The organism is Paenibacillus amylolyticus (assembly GCF_047302515.1).
GTDB classification, from domain to species: domain Bacteria; phylum Bacillota; class Bacilli; order Paenibacillales; family Paenibacillaceae; genus Paenibacillus; species Paenibacillus amylolyticus_G.
Window position 1 is genome coordinate 1,409,001 of sequence record NZ_CP168019.1, and the last position, 17,323, is coordinate 1,426,323.

Here is a 17,323-nt window from a genome sequence, read left to right on the forward strand (position 1 = left end):
ACGTATTGCAGGTTTTTTTGTGAAAAGGGATAACAATAACAATACCGTGTAAGCCATTGATCTAACCGATACAGGATTTGATGAGATGGTTGCATGGATTATAAAATAAGCATGATGACGCTCCAGACGGAGCGCAGCAGGAGGCAGGACATGAAAAGACGTTTGGCAAGGGAAATTGCAGTACAAAGTCTGTATCAGATGGAAATGAATGAGGTAGGTGCAGCAGAAGCTGTGAACATGTTGATCAATGAAGCTGCTGAAGATAATGAAACTGAAGTAGTTATCCGCGATGCAGATGTAATGCGTACTTATGTTACTGAGATTGTACAAGGAGCCTGGAACAATAAGGAAGCCATTGACGGTCTGCTTGTGGATTATTTGAAAGGTTGGCAGATCAGCCGTCTGTCACGTGTAGATCGCCAGATTCTACGACTATCTACGTATGAAATGGTGTTCCGTGATGACATTCCGGCAAAAGTATCCGTCAATGAAGCGATCGAACTGTCCAAATATTTTGGTACAGAAGAATCCGGTAAATTCGTCAATGGTGTACTTGGACGCATGATTCAGGAAGTTGACGCGATTAAAGCAAAATTATCTTAAGTTAAGATTAATTATAGTGTGTGTTCAAAAAGACCGGTTTTCAGTATCCTTCGTAATCAAAAGCGGGCTTTTTGAACAACCTCTAAATTTATATTCACATAAGGGAGAGAGAGTACAATGACAGCATCTATTATTAACGGTAAAGAAGTATCCCAAGAGATCCGCGCAAGCATGACAACAGAAGTAAAACAGCTTAGCGAACAGGGGGTAGTACCTGGTCTGGCTGTTGTGCTCGTCGGGGAAGATCCGGCATCCCAAGTCTATGTGCGTAATAAAGAAAAAGCATGTCACGACCTCGGTTTCTACTCCGAAGTACATCGCTTGGATGCAGATACGTCCCAAGAAGATCTGCTTGCGCTGGTGGACAAGCTGAACAATCAACAATCCATTAACGGAATTTTGGTTCAACTCCCACTACCGAAGCATATCGAAGAGAAAGCGGTCATTGATGCAATTGCCGTGGATAAAGACGTAGATGGATTCCATCCAGTCAATGTTGGTAATCTTGTTATTGGAGACGATAGTCTGCTTCCATGTACCCCAGCCGGTGTAATTGAACTGATCAAACGTACTGGACTGGAAATGTCCGGTAAACATGCAGTGGTTATCGGAAGAAGCAACATCGTTGGCAAACCGGTATCGCTGTTGCTGCAACGTGAGAATGCAACGGTAACCATGTGTCATTCCCGTACAGCCAACATGAAAGAAATTACACGCCAGGCGGACATTTTAGTTGTAGCCATCGGTCGTGCAAACTTTGTGGATGCTGATTTTGTCAAACCGGGTGCTGTTGTTATTGATGTCGGCATGAACCGTTTGGAGAATGGAAAACTGGCAGGAGACGTTGATTTCGAGAGTGTGAAAGAAGTTTCTGGTCCAATTACACCCGTTCCTGGTGGTGTTGGTCCGATGACAATCACAATGCTGATGCAAAATACATTGATCGCTGCCAAGCGCGCTCACGGATTGGCCTAGGGTTTTGTCTGTGGCAGATCAAAAGATCTACTCCATCAAAGACCTGAACCGATACATCCGGATGAAACTGGAATCGGATCAGGTCCTGTCGGACGTCTGGCTGCGCGGGGAGATTTCGAATTTCACACATCACTCCAGCGGCCATATGTATTTTACATTGAAGGACAAGGACAGCCGGATTAAGTCGATTATGTTTGCGTCCCATAACCAGCGATTACCCTTTGTACCGAAGGAGGGTGCAAGGGTTATTGCCCGTGGTAATGTCTCGGTGTATGAACGGGATGGGCAATATCAATTCTACGCTACCCATATGCAACCGGACGGGATTGGGAGTCTGTATCTGGCTTACGAACAGCTGAAGAAAAAGCTCGAGGATGAAGGGTTATTTTCACCTTCGCGAAAAAGAAAGATTCCTCGTTATCCACAGACCATCGGGGTTGTAACTTCACCGACGGGAGCGGCGGTGCGAGACATCATGATCACACTCCAGCGCAGGTACCCTTCTGCCAAAGTTGTTTTATATCCTGTTCTGGTTCAAGGCAAGGGTGCAGCACCTTCCATTGTTAAAGCGATTGGCAACCTGAACCGGATGGGAGAAGCCGATGTACTTATCGTTGGACGCGGAGGCGGTTCACTGGAGGAGTTGTGGGCCTTTAATGAGGAGATTGTGGCAAGAGCAATAGTCGCTTCGGATATTCCTGTCATCTCTGCGGTTGGGCACGAAACGGACTTCACTATTGCTGATTTTGCAGCCGATTTGCGTGCGGCTACACCTACAGCAGCTGCTGAATTAGCTGTACCTAATCGAGCTGAGTTGCTTGATCAGATCGGACAACGTCAGCGCCAGTTACAGCACAGCTTACGTCAGCGTGCTGTACATAATCGTGAACGGCTCGCAAGATTACAGCGTTCGCCAGTGCTGGTGCATCCAAGACGTACCTTGATGCAGCATACGGAACGACTGGATATGATGCACCAACGGCTTTTGAGAACAGTGGATACACGTATGAAATGGACAGGAGAGAAGCAAGAGCGTCTGCGGGCAGCACTGCAACGATTCAATCCTCGTGAGCAGGTCAATGCAGCACGCCGTGAGAATGCGGCAGCACGCAGACAACTTGAACTTGCGATCAGGTCTATAGCCAGATCGAAGCAGCAACAGTGGAAATCATCTGTGCGGCATCTGGATGCGCTTAGCCCGCTTAAAGTCATGTCACGGGGATACAGCCTTGTCTATGATGAGCAAGAACAGCGATTGATCAAGTCAACGAAGGATGTACAGCCTGGAGATTCAATTAAGATTAAATTAACAGACGGACAGCTGGACTGTCAGGTTTGGGGAATGAAGGAGGACGACAATACCCATGGCGAATGAACCGGAATTGAATTTTGAAGAGGCAATGGCGGCATTGGAAGACATCGTAGGTCAGCTGGAACATGGTGATGTTCCGTTGGAACAGGCCATCGATCTGTTTCAACGCGGGATGAAACTTTCGCAACTTTGCGGTCTGAAGCTGGAACAAGTGGAACGCAAGATCGAGATGATCGTAGAAGAAGATGGAGAGCTTCGCAAGAAGCCTTTCGGAACTGCTGACGATGAGAGCGGTGAAGTCCATGAGTAATCGTCCTTCGTTTCAAGCATACCTCGAAGAGGTCACAGCTGCGGTGACAGAAGCGTTGAAACACACGCTTCCCGATCACTGGGATGTACCCCAATCGTTGACGGATGCGATGCAGTACTCACTCATGGCCGGAGGCAAACGCCTTCGTCCTCTTCTGGTCGTTGCTGCGGCGGAAGCCTTCGGTGCACAGCGTACAGCTGCAATGCCGGTAGCCTGCGCCGTGGAGATGGTTCATACGTATTCACTGATCCACGACGACCTGCCTGCTATGGATAATGATGATTACCGCAGGGGAAAATTAACGAATCATAAGGTATATGGTGAAGCAACAGCTATATTGGCGGGCGATGCGTTGCTAACTCATGCTTTTTATAGCATTGTTCAAGCTGGACGCCGTAGCGGTGTAGCGGCAGATGCGTTGCTGTCCATCGTAGAGGACATGTCCGAACTTGCTGGAGCAAGAGGTATGGTCGGCGGTCAAGTCGCGGATATGGAAGGCGAGCAAGGCATGACCGATCTTTCACAGCTCCAATATATCCATTTGCACAAAACGGGTGATCTGATTGTTTTCTCACTCATTGCTGGAGCACGAATTGGTGGAGCAACGGAAGGACAATTGGAAGCACTGCGTGTGTTCGGTCGTGATCTGGGGCTGGCGTTCCAGATTCAGGATGATATTCTCGATCTGACGGGTGACGAGCAGAAGATGGGCAAGAAAACACAGAGTGATGTGAATCAGCAGAAGGTAACATATCCTTATTTTATTGGCATGGAGGCTTCTGTAGATGAAGTGAAATCCCTTACCCAATCTGCAAAAGACGCACTTGAAAGAGCGGAGTTACCTGATGCATCCAGATTGCTGGAAATTGCAGATTATCTGATGAGTCGAGACCATTAGATTCGAATAAAACGCGCTGTTTCAAAACCTGTATAACCGTGTAATGAATGTAATGTCCTTTTTCCGAGTGGATGGAAAAAGTCTGTCCCGAGTGGATGCGGGAATACATATAGAGAAGAATTTTAAATAACTTGCTGGCGAGAATGCTCGTTATCGGGAGTATAGTGCAGTAAATTATGATTCTTGTTCTTTTATGTTATAATGATTTAATGTCATTTGATTGATAATGTATATATTGATTTAAAAACAATAACTAAACAATCTAGGAAAGCGGGGAGATTCTCGTGCTGCTTCCACAAATTAAACAACCCAGTGATCTAAAGTCGATGTCTCAGGATGATCTTGCCCTTTTGTCGGCAGAGATCCGGCAGTTTCTGATTGAGAAACTGTCTGTTACAGGTGGGCATCTCGCACCCAACTTAGGCGTGGTTGAGCTCACGGTAGCCCTGCATTACTGTTATAACAGTCCAGCAGACAAAATGATTTTTGATGTAGGGCATCAGGCTTATGTGCATAAAGTTCTGACAGGGCGTATGGATCGTTTTGATACATTGCGTCAACATAACGGTCTGTGCGGGTTTGTCAAACGTAACGAAAGTGAACATGATGTATGGGAAGCTGGACACAGCAGTACTTCATTGTCCGCTGCGATGGGGATGGCCCTTGCACGTGATCTCAAGGGTGAGGACAATCAAGTCATCGCGATGATTGGTGATGGAGCGCTTACAGGTGGTATGGCGTTTGAGGCCCTCAATCATATCGGTCATGAGCAGAGAAAACTGATGGTTATTCTGAATGATAATGAAATGTCCATTGCTCCAAACGTTGGGGCCATGCATAAATATTTGAGCAAGATTCGTTCGGATCGTCATTATCTGAAAGCAAAAGATGATGTCGAGGGCATGCTTAAAAAAATTCCTGCTATTGGGGATCGTTTGGCCAAATCGGCAAGCTGGATCAAAGATAGTGTCAAATATATGATGGTACCAGGTGTTCTTTTCGAAGAACTGGGCTTCACGTATTTGGGGCCGATTGATGGGCACGATATTCCCAAATTGATTGAAACCTTCAAACAGGCAGATAACGTTGATGGTCCTGTACTCGTTCACGTGCTCACTACCAAAGGCAAAGGTTATCAGCCAGCAGAAGCCGATTCGCACAAGTGGCACGGGATTTCTCCGTACAAAATTGAATCCGGTCAAGTGCTGAAAGCAGTGGGAAAACCGATGTACACAGAAGTGTTCGGTCAAACGTTAATTGATCTTGCGAAGCAGGATAAGCGGGTCGTAGCTGTAACGCCAGCAATGCCTACAGGATCAGGTCTCATTCCTTTTAGTAAGGAATTTCCTGACCGCATGATTGACGTAGGTATCGCAGAACAGCATGCGGCAACCATGTGTGCTGCACTGGCTATGGAAGGCTTGAAGCCGGTCTTTGCCGTGTATTCTACGTTTATGCAACGTGCATATGATCAGATTGTACATGATATTTGCCGTCATAACGCTAACGTGATGTTTGCTATTGACCGTGCCGGATTTGTTGGTCCGGATGGGGAAACACATCAAGGGGTATACGATGTGGCATTTATGCGCCATATTCCAAATATCGTTCTGATGATGCCAAAAGACGAAAATGAATTGCGCCACATGATGAAAACGGCGCTTGATTATAATGAAGGTCCAATTGCTTACCGTTATCCACGAAACAATGTGGTCGGTGTACCTTTGGATGATGTACTTGTTCCGATTCCAATCGGATCATGGGAGCAACTGCGTCCATCGGAAGGATATGCTGTCATCGCTTCAGGGTCGATGGTGCAGCTTGCAGAAGAAGCAGCAGAGATGGTGAAGCGGGAAGGTATCACAGCAGGCGTAATCAACGCTCGCTTCCTGAAACCTCTTGACGAGCAAATGTTGCGTGATTTAGCTGTTCGAGGCACCAAATTGATAGTACTTGAAGAAACATCCCAAGCAGGCAGCATGGGTAGTGCAGTTCTGGAGTTTTATGCAGAACAGGGACTGCATGATGTTCATGTACAATTGATGGGGATTCCGGATCGCTTCATCGAGCATGGCAGTATTAAGGAACAACGTGAGGAAGTGGGTCTTACCGTTGAAAATGTATGTGCTGAACTGCGCAAGATGGCTGTTCAATCATCTTACGGCATACCCAAAACACGTTTTCCTTCGTAAATTTACATGATAGGAGACAGACATGTCACTCCCGAAAGAACGAATTGATGTTCTGCTGGTTGAGCAGGGCTATTATGAAAGTCGTGAGAAGGCAAAAGCTGCAATCATGGCTGGACTGGTGTATGCCAACAATGAGCCGATTGAAAAGGCGGGTATGAAAATTCCACGGGAAGCCGAGCTTAAGGTTAAAGGCTCGGTACATCCCTATGTTGGCAGAGGCGGATTGAAGCTCGAAAAAGCGATCCGTCATTTCGGCCTTGATATGAATGGACTTGTCATGCTCGACATCGGTTCATCCACCGGTGGTTTTACGGATTGTGCACTTCAGCATGGCGCATCTCACGTCTACGCTATTGATGTGGGGTATAATCAGCTCGACTGGTCTTTGCGTAATGATGAGCGGGTTACTGTTATGGAACGAACTAATTTTCGCTATGTGACTCCTGAAGATCTGGCGGGACCCGTGCCGAACTTTGCGAGCATTGATGTGTCGTTCATTTCACTGCGAATCATATTGCCGCCACTTCTGGCTCTTTTGAAACAACCTGCAGATATCGTTGCATTGATTAAACCTCAATTTGAGGCAGGGCGTGAAAAAGTAGGCAAGTCCGGTGTGGTACGTGATACGAAGGTACACAAGGATGTATTGCAGACGATGCTTCATTTTGCCAGTCAACTTGGTTTGCATCTGCGGAGTTTAACTTTTTCACCGATAACCGGTGGAGAAGGTAATATCGAATTTCTCGCACATTGGCGTCTGGAAGCACCAGAGGCAACACAACCAGAGATCGATCCAGCTTCACTTGACGCACTTGCAGAGCAAGTTGCGAAGGAAGCAGCTCATACATTTAAGGGAAACTCATCATAAGATGGGTTTCTTTTCGCTGGAAAGGTGATTCATGTAAAGGGAAATCGTTACTGAACCTCGAATATGTCTTCGAGGTGAGCGATAATGGATGGTCAATATGACACAATCGTTATAGGTGTACTTGCTGTCTGTTTGATCTTATGGTTGTTCTTTGGCTTACGTAATTGGGTGAATCGACCGATGCCGGTAAGCTTGTCTGGAATGCAACTGAACGGGAAGATTCAGGATTCCCCGGCATTGGACTTGCTTGAAGCACAGGGTTACGAAGTCATTGGTGGCAAAATGAAAGTCCCTCTGGCTTTTGAGGCCAATGAATCCGTTTATTACAGCAGATTATTCATTGATTATGTTGCAGAACGTGAGGATCTCAGATACCTGGTGAAAACGTCTCGTCGCAGACAGCCAATTGAAATGACCGGCCCTGCGCTAAGGGATCGCTTCCTCAATTATCTGTTGTTATATCCTGGCTGTGAAGGATTGCTGTATGTTGACGTGGAGAATTCCGATATTAAGTTAATCAGGCTCATGGACTATCAGGAAGATGTGTATGATGGGGATGATCTGGACTAATATAAAAGAATGAACATTGCAGGGCAAAGTCTGCGGCGAATTACAAATGCTGCTTTATTGCAATACATCTAACTGGAGGCATGTATGAAAGGACAAAGGCACATCAAGATTCGTGAAATCATTAGTCAAAATGAAATTGAGACCCAGGATGATCTGGTTGAAGCCCTGCGCAAATCAGGTTTTCAGGTGACTCAGGCGACGGTATCCCGGGATATCAAGGAACTTCTGTTAATCAAGATTCCAATGGATGACGGAAGATACAAATACTCTTTGCCAACAGATCAACGATATAACCCGATTCAAAAGTTGAAGCGTGCACTTGTTGACAACTTCTTGCACATTGATCACACAAACAATCTGGTTGTGATGAAATGTTTGCCAGGAACAGCCAACTCCATTGCAGCTTTACTTGATAATATTGAGTGGAATGAAGTCATGGGGACGATCTGTGGAGATGATACCATTCTGATTATCTGCCGGACTGAAGGTAACAGCGTGACCGTTATTGAACGCATCATGGGTTACATTGCTTAAAGTGCGTGTTCAAAAAGATCGGTTTTCAGTACCGAGAAGATGGGATGAAGCTAGAAATGGAGTAGCGGAGCGTAGGGAAAACTACGTGAGCAACTGCAATGTTTCCGAAGGAAACATACTTCGTAAGCATCCCACTTATTTCGGCTGAATTCCATATTCGATGCTGATGATGCCACCAGGCATCCTTCTTAATCAAAAGCGGACTTTTTGAACAACCTCTTGAATCAATGGTTCGAAAACATAATATCTGAGTTAGTCATCCGGAGGTGTTTTTGCAGATGTTAGTTACGTTATCGATTCGTAATCTGGCTGTGGTGGAAGAAGTGGACGTTGTATTCCATCCGGGATTCCATGTACTTTCAGGGGAAACGGGTGCAGGTAAGTCGATTATTATAGATGCACTTGGCTTAATTGCTGGTGGACGAAGTTCAGCTGATTTGATCCGGTACGGTTGTGATAAGGCAGAGATGGAAGCCTTGTTCGAGATGGAGCAGAGTCATCCGGTATGGCAGACATTAGAGAAGTTGGGTATCCATTGTGAGCCTGAAGAGCATCTGGTCATTCGACGTGAACTGAACACACAGGGAAAGAGTACGTCCCGCATTAACGGGCAATTGGTCAATCTGACCATGCTGCGGGAAGTAGGCGAGAAGCTGATCAATATTCATGGACAACATGAACATCAGAGTTTGCTGCGTGCAGAGAGCCATCTGGGGCTTCTCGATACTTATGGCTCGGAAGTCATCGGACCGATCAAAGCGAAGTACCAGGAGCGCTACAGCAAGTTTATCACGGCGGAAAAAGAACTGCGTGCGCTTCAGGAGTCCAGTCAGCGTGCATATCAACTCTTGGACATGTATCGCTTTCAGCTTGAGGAGATCGCAGCAGCAAGCCTTACACAAGGCGAGGATGAATTACTCGGGGAAGAACGGGTCAAACTATCCCATAGTGAGAAAATGATGGACAGTGTTGCTGGTGCATATGATCTCCTCAGTGGTCAACGCGGACTTGAAGCTGTGAGCATTGCTCTTTCAAGAATTGAAGACATTTCTGGATATGATAACAAAGGACTGCAACCAATCGTAGAACAGCTGCAATCTGCATTTTATCAATTGGAAGATGCGACATTTCAGTTAAGGGATTACCGGGAGAAGATTGAATTTAATCCGGCAAGGCTGGAAGAAGTGGAGCAAAGGCTGAATCTGATTTCTGGCCTCAGACGGAAATACGGGGACAGTGTTGAACTTATTCTGAGTTATTATGATCAGATTAGCCATGAAACAGACCAACTTGAGAACAAGGACGAACGGCTGGAGAAATTGCGAGCTGAACGTGATAAAATGCTTAACCTTGTGATGGAGTCTGCTGAAGAGCTCAGCAAGGTTCGCAAACAATGCGCCGAGGAACTTGCTGCACAGGTGGAAAGCGAGCTCAAGGATCTGCAAATGGAGCGGACTACACTGCGTGTTCAGATTACTCCTTTCGAAGATCCGAAGGGCATTGAATGGAATGGACGCCGTATTCGTCTGAATCGTCATGGTGCGGACAACGCGGAATTCCTGATCTCACCGAACCCGGGTGAGCCATTACGACCACTTGGCAAAATTGCTTCAGGTGGTGAGTTGTCGAGAATGATGCTGGCGATGAAGAGTATCTTTGCGCGACATGACCGGATACCTGTGTTGATTTTTGATGAAGTTGATACCGGAGTTAGCGGTAGAGCAGCTCAATCCATTGCGGAAAAACTGTTCCGCTTGTCTTCGACTTGTCAGGTTTTCTCAATAACTCACTTACCACAAGTGGCTTGTATGGCAGATCATCAGTATCTCATTGAGAAACATGTTTACGATGGACGGACGATGACGCAGGTGGAATCGCTGTCAGACGAAGGCAGAGTGAAGGAATTGGCACGTATGCTGGGCGGCGTGGAAATTACAGAAAAAACGCTGCATCACGCACAGGAAATGCTGAATTTGGCGGAAGCCAAAAAAGGGTGAAACGGACGGCTGGCGTAATGATTGACAGTAATAAAAGCCTGGGGGCGAGGTTATCTTATAGGTACGCAATTGGCGACCACCTTTCGTCAAGCGAAAGAAGCAAAGGGAGTGTGACAGCCATTGAATTCCCCCCTCAGGAAGAAATTGCTAGGTCTTTTATTTGCCTTCTTTCTTTGTGTGATTAGCCAGGCCATTCAGCCTGTGCAAAGTTATGCTTCACTGCCGGATGAATTGCAGGTGTTTGCTGGCAGGCAGGCGGATGTCCGGCTCGCTGTACCTGCTGTTTCAAGCGCCGTTGTAGATCGTCCAGATATTGTTGGTTTGGATGATCAGGCAGCGATGCATGTTACCAGGCAACAACCTTTGCATCTTCACCCTCAACAAACGGGACATGCCAAATTAACGTTGAAGTTGTGGGGTAAAATTCCGGTAAAAACAGTCCATGTGAATGTGATACCGGATTTGCGTGTTGTACCCGGGGGACAAACGATTGGCGTCAAAGTTAAATCGGCAGGCATTCTGGTGGTTGGACATCATCTGGTCCGTTCCGGTCAGGATGAGCGTGTATCGCCCGGAGAAACAGCCGGCATTAAGCTCGGAGATCTGATTACGCATATGGATGGTAAACGTCTGGATGGCGTGGCGGGTGTCTCAGAAGCCGTTGAACTTGCAGGGAAAAGTAAAAAAGGCATCGATGTTGTGTTAAAACGTGGTAAGGAAACGGTGAAGACACGATTAACTCCGGCGTATGACTCCGAGGATCAAGCGTGGAGGCTTGGATTGTACATTCGTGATTCTGCAGCCGGTGTTGGCACACTTACCTTCTATGCTCCAGATCAGGGCGTATACGGTGCACTGGGCCATGTCATTACAGATATGAACACACAGACATCTATTGTTGTGGGTAGTGGTCAGATTGTTCAGTCCAATGTGACATCCATTTCTAAAAGTGAGACTGGTGATCCGGGTGAAAAACGTGCTCATTTCCTCAAGGAAAGCAAAATTTTGGGCAATATTGAACGTAATACGGCTTTTGGCATCTTTGGTAAAATGTCCGGAAATCCTGAGCACAGTCTGTATTCGAAAGGCATTCCCGTCGCTTTTTCTCATGAAGTCAAAGAAGGACCGGCCGAAATACTTACCGTGGTTGACGGTCAACAAGTTGAACGCTTCTCCATTGACATTGTTCATGTAGCAGATCAAACCGAACCAGCAACAAAAGGTCTGGTACTTCGAATCACGGACCCGAAACTGCTGGATAAGACCGGAGGCATTGTTCAAGGGATGAGTGGCAGCCCGATTGTGCAAAATGGTAAATTAATTGGTGCGGTTACTCATGTATTTGTCAATGATCCGAAATCGGGTTACGGTTGTTTCATTGAATGGATGTTACAAGATGCTGGCGTTATGATGAAAAAGGAAAACGATAAGAACCTCAAGGCTGGTTAAACAGCCTTGAGGTTCTTTTTTGTCGAAAGCAAACATAATATATCGGATAATGAAATAAATTATTTATTATATAGGATCAAGAAAAAAAAATAAAGAAAAATAATTTTCGACAGGAGGAATTTAACTCGCTGTGTCGAAAATTAAACGTGTAAGGAAATGTACGAAACGATGTTTAATTTAAAGGAGGATACCGTTTTGCAAAAAATTGAGGTATTGCTGGCCGATGATAATCGTGAATTTACGAATTTGCTTGCCGAATATATATCTGAACAGGAAGATATGGAAGTAACCGGTATTGCATACAATGGAGAAGAAGTACTGCAATTGCTGGAGCAAACTCGGGATGTGCCGGATGTATTGATTCTGGATATTATCATGCCTCACCTGGACGGACTGGGTGTGCTTGAGCGCTTGCGCGACCTGAACCTGTCTCCACAGCCTAAAGTCATTATGCTTACGGCATTCGGACAAGAGAATATCACACAGCGTGCCGTGCAACTCGGAGCTTCTTATTATATTCTCAAGCCGTTTGACATGGAAGTGCTTGCGAATCGTGTGCGTCAACTGGTGGGAACACAGACGGCGATGTCCACAAGCAGCGGATCATCCATGTTCATGAAATCCAATGTTGTGCCAATGGGCAAACACAAAAATCTGGATGCAAATATTACGTCCATCATACATGAAATCGGAGTTCCTGCACATATTAAAGGATATCAGTATTTGCGCGAAGCGATTACGATGGTGTATAACAATATCGAAATTTTGGGAGCCATCACCAAAACATTGTATCCGGCGATTGCCGAAAAATTCAAAACCACGCCGTCCCGCGTCGAACGTGCCATCCGTCATGCCATTGAAGTGGCGTGGACACGCGGCAACATCGACAGCATCAGCCACTTGTTTGGTTATACGATCAACATCAGCAAGTCGAAGCCAACAAATTCGGAATTCATCGCGATGGTTGCTGACAAGCTGAGAATTGAACATAAGGTAAGCTGAAAGGGTCAGGAGTAGTGAGCTGGCAAGTATAGTTTGGATTCAAATTTGATTCTAGCCAAATGGATTTTTGGCGGCCTATATCTGAATTCGTTCATTTCATGCCGATAAACTTCTGTAATATATGCCAACGAATACCGTCAATTATTGGATTCAAGATATCCAGTAAATGACGGTATTTTTGCATAACGAAATAACACAGAACATGATGATGAAATTTTGTTTTGCATGATTGCTTCTGAATTTTGAGATCAAGTATTAAAGTAAGCTCCCTATAGCAAAATTCAGATAAAGGAAATATTTCATAAACTTTTACTTTCAGTTAACGCTTTTTCAAGTAGAAAGTGGTACGATGTGACCATTGACAAAGACCTACATATATATTTGAAAAGTTCGGATAGATGCTACGAACAGAGGAGTAGAATAGTATGTTTACGCAAATAGGGGAGATTGCTGAACCAATTCCTGTAGTACAATCTGATACAAAATGTGATATCGTCTATCACCTTTTCAAGTCCAATCCTAGTCTGGAAGGTATAGCTGTTATGGGGGAGAAGGGTGTGTCATTATTGATGCGGCCCCGATTCTTTCAGCAGATTGGTACCCAGTATGGCTATAATCTGTATATGGGACGTCCTGTAGAACTGGTGATGAACACGCAGGCACTGGTCGTGGATTATTCGGAACAGATTACAGATGTCAGTGTTCTAGCCATGGACCGAGATGAAGGGGAAATATATGATCTTGTGTTGGTCACGTCAGGAGAAAGTTTCTTTGGAGCTGTGAGTATTCGGCGTTTGCTACTCGCGGTTGCTGATGTACGGGCTGAAATGGCGATTTTTATGAACCCGCTGACTGGTCTTCCAGGTAATCATATTATAGATGAAAGGCTGTCTCAGGCTCTTCAGATGGACCAATTTAGCGTACTGTACGTTGATCTCGATCAATTCAAATCCTACAATGATAGCTACGGCTTCAAAATGGGGGATCAGCTTATTCAGGCGACAGCTAACTTGCTTCGCAAGCTATTTGTTCCCCCTGAAGCCTTTCTTGGACATATCGGTGGTGATGATTTTATTACGATCCTGAATCACCATGATTACAAATATATTAGCGAGGAAGTCATCTCAGGTTTTGAGGAAATGAAAAAGACATTCTACAACGAACATGATTGGCATCATCAATATGTTCTGGGGGAAGGACGTTCCGGGCTAAATCGGCCCATTCCTCTGGTGTCGGTATCCATCGCCGTTGTAACCAACAGCAAGCGAAAATATGAAAACATAGATCAGATAATTGATGAGGCCACACGCATCAAAAAAGGTTGTAAAGCGATTGCTGGAAGTATCATTTGTGCAAATGATACCGCCACTACTCCGTGCTAGACATAAGAAATACTCATAGTAGCTACAACTACTAACGTTAAAGATACAAGAAAAACCGCTACTTATCAGGAGTTAGTCACCTGTAATAGCGGTTCTATCATTGGATGCGAGCTAAAGGTTGTGTAGCAAACGAGCCACTTTAATCTTTAAGCTCATTATGTATACATAAAATTATGTTTGATCAATGCGCACTCAGATTCGAATATCGACGGATGGATATGAAGTAGCAGGAGATGTAGAAGCCGTAGTTTGCGGACCATTTCCTGATTCCTGATCTGTGGTTCCGCCATCTGATGGGTGCTCCTTACTTCCCGTTTTCCTTCCTTCATTTACTTCCTGATTATCTTCTCCAGATGCTGCAGAGATAGGAGGTTGTGCCGATTCTTTAGGCGCGGATTGATGGATCTCTTCCACCAGTTCCCCAATCTTCTGATTGACCTTATTTAACTGGGAGTTGATGTCCTGGACAGTCTCTCGCTTTGCCTGAAAGACGGTGCGTTCTGAATTTTCCAGCATCATTGATTTGCCAAGATCGAGATCATTTGCGGGAGGATTGATCTCCAGAACAAGTCGGTCGAAGCGGGTTTCTCCTTCGGTGGTCTGAATGGAGCCCTGCATGCGATCACGCAAACCGACCAGCTTACCCAATTGATCATAAGTCTGACTATGTTTAATAAGATGATCCATTGAAGGGGCTTGTGTCTCATCGGTTGGTTTGGGTTGTTGCTGTTGAGTCTTTTCGGGCTGTCTTAATTTGTTCTTTTCTTGCAATTCTTCAGCTTTAATTTGGGCAATCTGGTTGTCGATCTGGGAAATGGAGCTTGTTAGGGATTTGATTCGCTGAGCTTTGGTTTTGGTATCCAACTCGTCATTGGTTTTTACACCTTGTATTTCTTCATTGAGCCGGATCTTCTGCTGCATGAGTCCCTGAATTTCTTTATCCCGATTGGAGACTTGATTCCCGGGAGTGAAACTGCTTTTGGTTGCAGATGAGATAGAATTCATATCCTCTGTCCTCCTTCTACTCTTTATCATGGTTCTATTTACATATATCGGATGTTAAGAGAAGGATTTGAATAGCTCTTGTTTCATCGCAATGGATTCATTTTACGTCGGTTGTATTGCGTACTTCATCAGAATATTTGATAATGGTTATCAATAAGTGAGTAGAGTACAGACACAATTTATGTAGACGGAGATGGGTTAGCAAAATGTGGAATGATTATTATATCCTCTGGAACTATGCTGCGGTGAGCATAACAGATATCCGTTACATGGAATTAGAGGCATATGAAGAGATGAAATACAAATTTCCAACAAGTACCTTTGTACTCACCATTCAAGGTGATGCTGGAGTGACGATTGACAATCAAACATATGAAGTGAGCCGCTTTTATATTATCCATGGGGGAAAAGGGAGTCAGTTGGTGATTCAAGCAGGCGAATCCGGATTGCGTCTATATTACTTGATGTACAAAGCAAACCTGCCTAGTGGAGGGAGAAACGATCTGGGAAGGTTAATGGAGCGTATCAATCCGTTCCAAATGAACTATGGCTTTACCCCCGATATGCCAACCATTTTATATGAGCAATTGAAAAAGATGCACTTTTTGTGGGATCAAAAGAACCCTATTCAGCACTTTCAGGCCAAGAGTTTGTTCTATGCATTTGTGGAGCAGATCTCATCACAGATTCCTCGTATATCCAATCGCTATCCAAGTATGTTGGATCAGGTTAGCAAAGTCATTGAAATTGTAGAGTCTTCCTACACCCAGCCACTTACACTTCATGTTTTGGCAGAAATGATCGGCACCAGTCCAAGAAGTTTGTCACGCAAGTTCAAGCAGTCGACTGGAACCAGTCCCATCGATTATCTGATTCAGTTTCGTTTGTTCAAAGCCAAAGAGATGTTGCTGCAAACGGACGCCACGTTGGATGAGATCGCAGCAGGCATCGGTTATCCGGATGGATATTATTTGGGGCGTATGTTCAAGAAACATACAGGTCTTTCTCCTTTGCAATTCAAAGAAAAGTCATCAGCACCCCTATATTGGCCTGATCTGACATCAGGTGTGGCGCGAAATGACATTTTCAGAGGTGGAAGTGGAAGGTATGTTTATACTGATGGTGATAATCATTATCAATATAAGCATGGAGGGTCAATAAATATGAACAGACAGACAAGAACGGGAATGCTGCTTAGCATTTTACTAAGTCTTACGTTACTGCTAAGTGCCTGCTCAACAGGTGTTGCCAGTAATTCAAGCGGGGATGCATCCAGAAGCAATAGTACGTCAAGTTCCACGAATACAGTAACAGCGGAGAATCAAAGCAAATCATTGGAACCCCGCACAGTCTCAACGGTTAAGGGAGACATTACAATCCCTGCTGAACCTAAACGGATTGTGGTTGACTTGTACCTGGGAAGTCTGATCGCCCTGGGGATCAAACCTGTGGGTACACCCGAGATGAACCTGAAAAATCCTTATTTTATCAAATCACTTGAGGGCGTGCAGAATATTGGTGAATATGAAACCATTTCTCTAGAAAAGGTGTTGGAACTTGAACCGGATCTCATTGTGACAGGTAATCCTGATTTATTTGATTCCTTTAGCAAAATTGCACCTACCTTGGTTGTACCTTATGGCGAACTAAAAAACACCCACGAAGAAATTGCCTATTTCGGTGAAGTGTTAAATAAAGAAAAAGAATCTGAGGCATGGTTAACCGATTATGACGCAAGAATTGCAGATGCCAAGAAACGTGTTGGAGAGGCGATTGATCCGCAGGCCGAGGTGTCGGTCATGCAGTTCTATGATAAAGCACCGTTGGCCTTTGGTGATAATTTTGGTCGGGGAGGTCAGGCAGTCTACAGCGCGCTTGGTTTGAATCCTCCTGCAGATAAAAAAGAGATCTTAATGAAGGATCAACTGGTTGAAGTTTCATCGGAAGCGATTCCTGAATTTGCCGGAGACTACATCATTCTAACAGCAGATAATCTGACCCTGGAAGAGTTGAAATCGAAACCGGTCTGGAGTTCACTGGATGCGGTTAAAAATGATCGTGTGTTTATCTGGAACCCGGATCGTTCATGGTACTTTGACCCGATTGCAACATTGGATCAAACAGAGGAATTGGCCGCGTGGTTTACGAAGATCTCTGAACCAAATTAAGTCTAACAAGTGATTGATGAGATGAAATCCAATTCCACTCTAAATTTCAGTTGATAAT

The 17,323-nt window shown here is 45.0% G+C and carries 15 protein-coding genes; 14 read left to right on the plus strand and 1 reads right to left on the minus strand.

Features of this window, described 5'->3' with window-relative positions; all coding sequences use genetic code 11:
- The first annotated feature begins 150 nt into the window (after nucleotides 1–150).
- From nusB to ACDJ59_RS06265, 13 genes are all read left to right on the plus strand, one after another.
- A complete protein-coding gene (gene nusB, locus ACDJ59_RS06205; RefSeq protein ID WP_017687596.1) occupies nucleotides 151–603 on the plus strand; it encodes a transcription antitermination factor NusB in 453 nt (150 codons plus the stop codon).
- Nucleotides 604–720: 117 nt separating this feature from the next.
- Nucleotides 721–1,578 (plus strand): bifunctional methylenetetrahydrofolate dehydrogenase/methenyltetrahydrofolate cyclohydrolase FolD, encoded by an 858-nt coding sequence (gene folD, locus ACDJ59_RS06210; protein ID WP_017687597.1) that lies wholly within the window; start codon nucleotides 721–723, stop codon nucleotides 1,576–1,578.
- A gap of 10 nt (nucleotides 1,579–1,588) precedes the next feature.
- Entirely contained in the window at nucleotides 1,589–2,953 is a 1,365-nt protein-coding gene (gene xseA, locus ACDJ59_RS06215; RefSeq protein WP_413407992.1) for an exodeoxyribonuclease VII large subunit, read from the plus strand.
- A complete protein-coding gene (gene xseB, locus ACDJ59_RS06220; protein ID WP_017687599.1) occupies nucleotides 2,943–3,200 on the plus strand; it encodes an exodeoxyribonuclease VII small subunit in 258 nt (85 codons plus the stop codon). The genes xseA and xseB overlap by 11 nt, the downstream gene beginning before the upstream one ends.
- Complete coding sequence (locus ACDJ59_RS06225) at nucleotides 3,175–4,098, plus strand: polyprenyl synthetase family protein (protein WP_413407993.1); 924 nt, start codon at nucleotides 3,175–3,177, stop codon at nucleotides 4,096–4,098. Before xseB ends, ACDJ59_RS06225 begins: the two co-directional genes overlap by 26 nt.
- Before the next feature lie 284 nt (nucleotides 4,099–4,382).
- A complete protein-coding gene (dxs, locus tag ACDJ59_RS06230) occupies nucleotides 4,383–6,290 on the plus strand; it encodes a 1-deoxy-D-xylulose-5-phosphate synthase (protein WP_036614362.1) in 1,908 nt (635 codons plus the stop codon).
- Nucleotides 6,291–6,312: 22 nt separating this feature from the next.
- Nucleotides 6,313–7,158, plus strand: a complete 846-nt coding sequence (locus ACDJ59_RS06235) for a TlyA family RNA methyltransferase (protein ID WP_339297343.1) — start codon at nucleotides 6,313–6,315, stop codon at nucleotides 7,156–7,158.
- A gap of 84 nt (nucleotides 7,159–7,242) precedes the next feature.
- Nucleotides 7,243–7,728 (plus strand): hypothetical protein, encoded by a 486-nt coding sequence (locus ACDJ59_RS06240; protein WP_413407994.1) that lies wholly within the window; start codon nucleotides 7,243–7,245, stop codon nucleotides 7,726–7,728.
- Nucleotides 7,729–7,812: 84 nt separating this feature from the next.
- On the plus strand, nucleotides 7,813–8,262 hold the full coding sequence (ahrC, locus tag ACDJ59_RS06245) for a transcriptional regulator AhrC/ArgR (RefSeq protein WP_017687604.1): 450 nt from the start codon (nucleotides 7,813–7,815) through the stop codon (nucleotides 8,260–8,262).
- A 278-nt stretch (nucleotides 8,263–8,540) separates the two neighbouring features.
- Nucleotides 8,541–10,259, plus strand: coding sequence for a DNA repair protein RecN (gene recN / locus ACDJ59_RS06250; RefSeq protein WP_340386702.1), 1,719 nt, complete (start codon nucleotides 8,541–8,543; stop codon nucleotides 10,257–10,259).
- A gap of 120 nt (nucleotides 10,260–10,379) precedes the next feature.
- Entirely contained in the window at nucleotides 10,380–11,708 is a 1,329-nt protein-coding gene (spoIVB, locus tag ACDJ59_RS06255; protein ID WP_036675010.1) for a SpoIVB peptidase, read from the plus strand.
- 195 nt (nucleotides 11,709–11,903) lie between these two features.
- The gene (gene spo0A / locus ACDJ59_RS06260; RefSeq protein ID WP_017687607.1) at nucleotides 11,904–12,710 is read left to right on the plus strand and encodes a sporulation transcription factor Spo0A; all 807 of its coding nucleotides are present in this window, start codon (nucleotides 11,904–11,906) and stop codon (nucleotides 12,708–12,710) included.
- Nucleotides 12,711–13,135: 425 nt separating this feature from the next.
- Nucleotides 13,136–14,092, plus strand: a complete 957-nt coding sequence (locus ACDJ59_RS06265; RefSeq protein ID WP_413407995.1) for a GGDEF domain-containing protein — start codon at nucleotides 13,136–13,138, stop codon at nucleotides 14,090–14,092.
- A gap of 192 nt (nucleotides 14,093–14,284) precedes the next feature.
- Here ACDJ59_RS06265 and ACDJ59_RS06270 read toward each other — a convergent pair whose 3' ends face one another.
- Nucleotides 14,285–15,097 carry a hypothetical protein gene (locus tag ACDJ59_RS06270; RefSeq protein ID WP_413407996.1) on the minus strand — a complete coding sequence of 271 codons (813 nt, stop codon included), beginning with the start codon at nucleotides 15,095–15,097 and terminating at the stop codon, nucleotides 14,285–14,287.
- Nucleotides 15,098–15,366: 269 nt separating this feature from the next.
- On the opposite strand from ACDJ59_RS06270, the gene ACDJ59_RS06275 reads away from it, so the two are divergent.
- Nucleotides 15,367–17,265 (plus strand): ABC transporter substrate-binding protein, encoded by a 1,899-nt coding sequence (locus ACDJ59_RS06275; protein ID WP_413407997.1) that lies wholly within the window; start codon nucleotides 15,367–15,369, stop codon nucleotides 17,263–17,265.
- The last annotated feature ends 58 nt before the right edge of the window (nucleotides 17,266–17,323 follow it).